The sequence below is a fragment of the Streptomyces anandii JCM 4720 genome (assembly GCF_014650655.1).
In the GTDB taxonomy this organism is placed as follows: Bacteria; Actinomycetota; Actinomycetes; order Streptomycetales; family Streptomycetaceae; genus Streptomyces; species Streptomyces anandii.
Map to the genome: position 1 here is coordinate 394,727 of NZ_BMVJ01000002.1, position 5,949 is coordinate 400,675.

At 72.0% G+C, this 5,949-nt stretch carries 7 protein-coding genes; 1 reads left to right on the plus strand and 6 read right to left on the minus strand.

Translation table 11 applies throughout. The features are described from left to right. Positions 1-597: response regulator transcription factor (locus IE249_RS04965; RefSeq protein WP_229857547.1), on the minus strand; the 597-nt coding region annotated here is incomplete at its 3' end. Between the two features lie 162 nt (positions 598-759). Between IE249_RS04965 and IE249_RS04970 the strand changes: the two genes are divergently transcribed. Then, positions 760-3,195, plus strand: coding sequence for an MMPL family transporter (locus IE249_RS04970; protein WP_189703699.1), 2,436 nt, complete (start codon positions 760-762; stop codon positions 3,193-3,195). Here the strand turns inward: IE249_RS04970 and IE249_RS04975 are convergent. The 5 genes from IE249_RS04975 to IE249_RS36240 all read right to left on the minus strand — a co-directional run. Next, positions 3,167-3,781, minus strand: coding sequence for a Uma2 family endonuclease (locus IE249_RS04975; protein WP_189703508.1), 615 nt, complete (start codon positions 3,779-3,781; stop codon positions 3,167-3,169). The two genes, IE249_RS04970 and IE249_RS04975, sit on opposite strands and share 29 nt — an antisense overlap. A 90-nt stretch (positions 3,782-3,871) precedes the next feature. After that, positions 3,872-4,621, minus strand: a complete 750-nt coding sequence (locus tag IE249_RS04980; RefSeq protein WP_189703509.1) for a TetR/AcrR family transcriptional regulator — start codon at positions 4,619-4,621, stop codon at positions 3,872-3,874. A 9-nt stretch (positions 4,622-4,630) separates the two neighbouring features. Then, a complete protein-coding gene (locus tag IE249_RS04985) occupies positions 4,631-5,170 on the minus strand; it encodes a thiol-disulfide oxidoreductase DCC family protein (protein WP_189703510.1) in 540 nt (179 codons plus the stop codon). Beyond that, positions 5,167-5,574, minus strand: coding sequence for a hypothetical protein (locus IE249_RS04990; protein WP_189703511.1), 408 nt, complete (start codon positions 5,572-5,574; stop codon positions 5,167-5,169). The genes IE249_RS04985 and IE249_RS04990 overlap by 4 nt, the downstream gene beginning before the upstream one ends. Positions 5,575-5,712: 138 nt before the next feature. Next, positions 5,713-5,949, minus strand: a 237-nt coding sequence (locus IE249_RS36240) for a VOC family protein (RefSeq protein ID WP_373304345.1), incomplete at its 5' end; no start/stop codon positions are given.

The following is a 5,949-nucleotide window of genomic DNA, read 5'->3' on the forward strand; positions in this document are numbered from 1 at the left end:
GACCACCGTCGACTCGGCCGGCGCGTGCTCGTACTGCCAGACGTGCTTGAGGAGTTGCTCCTTGGGCACGATCCGGCCGCCGTTGCGCACCAGGAAGCGCAGCAGGGCGTACTCGGTGGGGGTGAGCTCCACGGTCCGGCCCGCGCGGTGCACCGAGTACGTCGTCTCGTCCAGCTCCAGGTCGCCGTAGCGCAGCGGCGGGCGCCCGGGCAGGACGTCGGCCGGCCGGGTGCGGCGCAGCACGGCGGTGATCCGGGCGACCACCTCGTCGATGTTGAACGGCTTGGTGATGTAGTCGTCGCCGAATCCGAGCGCGCCGACGATCTCCGCCGGCGAGTCCCGCGCGGTGAGGAAGACCAGGGCCAGCTCCGGCCGCCGCGCCCGCAGTCGGCGCCCGAGCGCCCTGCCGTCGCCGTCCGGCAGCATCACGTCCAGCAGGGCCGCGTCCGGGGCGGTGCGCTCGGCCAGTGCGAGCGCCTCGCGGACGGTGCCCGCCGTCATCACCTCGAAGCGGTGGTAGCGCAGGGCGATCGCGAGGACGTCCGCGATGCTCGGCTCGTCCTCCACGACCAGCACGGTGCCTGGAGCCGTCGTCATGCCCCCAGTATCGGGGGGACCGCCGGCGGCGGGGGCCGCGCCCGCTTTGGAGTTCCTTGAGAGTCGGGCCCGCCGCGCCCTGCGCGCGTGAAGCGCCGCCCATGCTGGTGCCCAGGACCTGGGGGACCGACCGATACAGAAGGAGCGTTGAGCGTGGCGGCATTGGCACGGTGGTGCTACCGGCACCGGCTGGTGGTCCTGTTGCTGTGGGTGGGGGCCCTGCTGGGCCTGGGGGTTACGGCCTCGGCGGCCGGCACCGATTACGCGAACGTGTTCTCGCTTCCGGACACGGACTCCAAGCGCGCGTACGACCTGATGGAGAAGGCCTTCCCGGCCCGCGCGGGCGACACCGACACGGTGGTGTGGAAGGTGGACGGCGGCTCGGTCCGCGACGACGCCGTACGGTCCCGGATCCAGCCCGCGCTGGAGAGGATCTCCGAGATGAAGGGCGTCGGCGAGGTCGCCGGCCCCTACAGCGGTCCCCGCGGCGCGGCGCGGATCAGCCGCGACGGGCGGATCGCGTACGCGCAGATCACCTTCACCGACCGGGCCGACGCGGTGCCCAAGGACCTGGTCCGGCACGTCGTCGACACCGCACAGGGCGCCGGACGCCCCGGCCTGCAGGTCGAGTTGGGCGGCCAGGCGATCCAGCGGGTGCAGGAGCCGCCGCAGGGCCTGGCGGAGATGGTCGGCCTGATCGCCGCCGCCGTGGTGCTGTTCCTGGCCTTCGGCTCCCTCTTCGCCATGCTGCTGCCGATCGCGGTCGCGGTCTTCGGCGTCGGCACCGGCCTGTTCTCCGTCCAACTGCTCAGCCACACCACCGACATCCCCGACCTCGCGCCGCTGCTCTCCTCCCTGATCGGCCTCGGCGTCGGCATCGACTACGCACTGTTCATCGTCACCCGGCACCGGCGCGGCATCCTGCGCGGCGCCGACCCCGAGGAGTCGGCCGTCACCGCGCTCAACACGTCGGGGCGCGCGGTGCTGTTCGCGGGCGGCACGGTGTGCATCGCGCTCGCCGGAATGCTGGTGACCAACCTGCGCTTCCTGGACGGCGTGGTCATCGGCACCTCCCTGACCGTGGTGCTGAGCGTGCTCGCGGCCACCACCCTGCTGCCGGCCCTGCTCGGCTTCCTCGGCCCCCGCGTCCTCAGCCGCAGGCAGCGGCGCCGGCTCGCCGCCGAGGGCCCGGAGCGCGACCGGGCGAGCGGGACCGCGGCCCGCTGGTCGGCCCAGGTGCAGCGGCGTCCGCGTACGATCGCCGCGCTCGCCGTGGTGGTGATGGCCGTGCTCGCGCTGCCGGTGCTGTCGCTGCGCCTCGGCGCGGTCGACCAGGGCAACGACGACCCGTCCACCACCACCCGCAAGGCCTACGACCTGCTCGCCGAGGGCTTCGGCCCCGGCTTCAACGGCCCCCTCCAGGTGGTCACGGCCGACGGCGACACCACCGCCCTGGTCAAGGGGATCCAGTCGGCCGCGGGTGTCGCCCAGGCCGTCGCGCTGCCGCCGCAGAACGGTGTGACGGTGGTCCAGGTGGTGCCGACGACGTCCCCGCAGTCGAAGCAGACCGACGACCTCATCGACACCCTGCGGGACGAGGTGATCCCGGGGGCAGGGGCGCAGGCCCACGTCGGCGGGGTGACCGCGGTGTCCAAGGACTTCGCGTCCGTCACCGGCGACCGGCTGCCCTACTTCGTCGCCACCATCATCGGCCTGGGCTTCCTGCTCCTGCTGGTCGCCTTCCGCTCCCTGGTGGTGCCGCTGACGGCCGCCGTGATGAACCTGATCGCCGCCGCGGCCTCCTTCGGCGTCCTCGTCGCCATCTTCCAGTGGGGCTGGGGCCTCGACCTGCTCGGTCTGGGCAAGGAGGGGCCGATCAACGCCTTCCTGCCGGTCATCATGCTGTCCCTGCTGTTCGGCCTGTCGATGGACTACCAGGTCTTCCTGGTGAGCCGGATGCACGAGGAGTGGGTGCACACCAAGGACAACGCCCGCGCGGTCCGGGTGGGCCTCGCGGAGACCAGCCGGGTCATCAACTCCGCGGCGCTCATCATGGTCTGCGTCTTCATGGCGTTCGTGCTGAGCGGCGACAACGGCGCGGCGATGGCGGGCGTGGGCCTCGCGGCGGCGGTCGCCCTGGACGCCTTCATCCTGCGTACCGCCCTGGTCCCGGCGGCGATGCACCTGCTGGGCTCGTCCAACTGGTGGCTGCCGGCCTGGCTGGAGAAGCGGCTGCCGCACCTGGCGGTGGAGGCCCAGGAGGAACCGGCCCTGGCCGAGCCCCCGGCCTTTGGGGAAGGTCCCGCCACGGTGGTCCACGGCCTCATCCGCACCGCCGAGGGCGAGCCGGTCGACGGCGCGTCGGTCACCCTGCTGACCAAGGGCGGCCGCCAACTGGACCGGGTGACGTCCCTGGCGGACGGCTCGTACATCGTGTCGGTACCGGGTCCGGGCGCCTATCTGCTGGCGGCGACGGCATCCGCGTACGGCTCCCGGGCCCGGCGTCTCGAGGTCGGGCACGGCCCCCTGGTGTACGACGTGGAACTGGTGGAGGGGGAGTCCGACGCGGTCAACCAGCCTTCTTCTGCGCGGCCTTGAGGATCTCGTTCACGTCGAGGGTGACCTTGGCGCCGATCGAGTCGGGCAGGGTGACGGTCTCGCCGGGGGAGTACGGGCGGTGGTGCTCGTACTTCTCCCCGGTGGGGTCGGTGAGGACGTGCAGGCGCTGGTGCTTGCGGTCGACGATGACGTAGACCGGCACCTTCGCCTTGGCGTAGGCGACGGCCTTTGTCTTCAGGTCGTCCTTCCAGTTGCTGGAGGTGACCTCCAGGACCAGGCGGAAGCAGACCGGGTCGTACGCGTTGTTCTGGACGAAGTGGTCGTCGATGTCGGCGTCCACGATCACGAGGTCCGGAATGGCGTAGTCCTCGTCCCCGGTGGGCAGCCAGAGGCCGACGTTCTGCAGGACCTCGGTTTCGTCGCCGTGCAGGCCGGCTGCGATGAACGGGATCATGAGGCCGGTCAGGGCGCGGGCGTGAGGGGCATCCGGTGAAGGGGTCACGAGGAGATGTCCTCCGATGATCTCGACTCGGTAGCCCGGATGGCGCTCCATGATCTCGTCGGCGATGGCCGTGAGCGAGAACGGCTCGTCGTCGAAGGGCTGCTCGATGGCTGCGGCGGACATCGCGTGCCTCCCAGGGGCTGGTGTCGAGAACATCATCGTAGGCAGCGGGGCCGCCCGGTGTCCCGTCACGGGCGGTTCACCCGGAAGTGATCATGCGCCCCGGCGCTTGACCCGCGCCGGGTCGGGCAGCGCTCCCGTCATCCCCGGCAGGAAGTCCCTGAACAGCTCGTGCACCTCGTGCACGAGGGGCCGCAGGACGCGGAAGCGGGCCAGGGCCACCCCGCGTGCGGTCAGCCGTGCCCCCCGCTCGGCGAGGCGGTAGCTGCGCTCGCGCCCCGGGGTCCGGTCGAAGATCCAGTAGAGCACCAGCCCCATCTGCGCGAGCCACATCAGCTCGGGCAGCACCTCGCGCAGTTCCTCCGGCACCTTGGTCCTCGCCCCGTACAGCACCTGTTTGTGCACGCTGATGGCCTCCACGCGCGCGTGCTCGGACTCGGGGGAGAAGGGGCTGAGCGGGCTGTCGGGGTCGGCGGCGTTCTTGAAGAACTGCACCGCGAACTCGTGGTACGGCGTGGCCACGTCCAGCCAGGTCCGCAGCACGCCCGCCAGCCGCGCCTCCAGGTCGGTCTCCCGGGCCAGGACCTCCCGGACCGCCGCCTGGTGCTCGGCGGCGATCCGGTCGTAGAAGCCCTGGATCAGGTGCTCCTTGCCCTCGAAGTAGTAGTACGCGTTGCCGACGGAGACCCCGGCCTCCTTGGCGATGGCCCGCATCGTCGTCTTGTCGTACCCGCGCTCCTGGAACAGCCGCATGGCCGTCTCCAGGATCAGCGCGCGGGTCTGCTCGGACTTGCTGGGACTCACACCGCCGGCACCGCGGCCGTCGTCACTCTTCTGGGGCACGTGAAGAGCCTAGCCAGTGGGGCAGGAGCCGCTGTCGCAGCCGGGTGCGTCGTAGGTCCAGCCCACGTGCCGGTCGTACGACCACCCGTCCCCGCGCCGGTAGGCGCCCCCGCCCCAGCCCGTGCCGTCCCCCCGCGCGCCGTTCCACTGCCGGCCGCGCCACTTGGCGGCGGCGAGCACCGCGCCCCGGGCGAGCCTGGCGCCCGCCGGGGTGCTGAGCCGGTGGGCGAGCGGCCGGTGCTCGCGCAGTGCCCACAGGACGACGATCCAGGCGGCGGCGCCCCGGAAGACCTGCCCGGCGTCGCCCACGACGGTGACCTCCTCCAGGGTGGTCCCGTGGTCCAGGCCGGGGAAGCGCCGCCGCGCCTGCTCGGAGCCGGCCGGCACGAGCTCCAGCGGGACGAGCTGCCGCTGCCTGACGAGCCAGTCGCGCACGAAGGCGCACAGCGAGCACTCGGCGTCGTACAGGACGGTCAGCCCGCGGACCGGGACGCGCGCGGCGCCCCGGTCCGACGGACCGCGGTCGGCGAGGGCCGGCACCGTGCTCACGCCTCGCCCGCCGGGGCGACGAAACCCTGCGGTGCGACGGGCGGCACCTGCTCGCGCTCCATCACCCCGCGCCGCCGGATCCGGTTGAGCACGTACACGTTGCCCAGGTGCATCGCGCCGAGCACCAGCAGCACCACGCCGAGCTTGGTCGACAGGGCCTCGAAGATCCCGCGCGTGTCCTCGATGTCGTGGTCGCCGCTCAGGTACAGCGCGACGAAGCCGAGGTTGACGAGGTAGAAGCCGACCACCAGCAGGTGGTTCACCGCGTCCGCGAGCCTCTCGTCGCCGTGCAGCACGTCGGCGAGGAAGATCCGTCCGTTGCTGCTGAGCGTGCGGGCCACCCAGACGGTCAGGGCGATGCTGACGAGCAGATAGATGACGTAGGCGATGACCGTACGGTCCATGTCCCCACCCTTCTTGAACACGTTCAAAACGTTGTCGTGGACGACTGTAGACCTGTTTTTGAACACGTTCAACGCAAGGGATGCGAGGGGCCGGGTGACCCGCGTCTCAATCCCTGCCGGCCCCGCCGCCCCCGTCCCTCACGGCCGGCGGCCCAGCTCCGGCCGTTTGGTGTAGTCGGTGAAGCCGAGGACGTTGCCCCAGGGGTCGGCGATCTCCACGCTCCAGCCGGTGGCCACGGCGAACGGCTGGTCCAGCAGCACGATCCCGGACGCCGTCAGCTCCCGCGCCGCCGCCCGCGCGTCCGCGACCTCGAGCCACACGCGCGGGGCCATCCACGGCGGCGGCCGGTGCCCGAGCGCCTCCTCCAGCCGCAG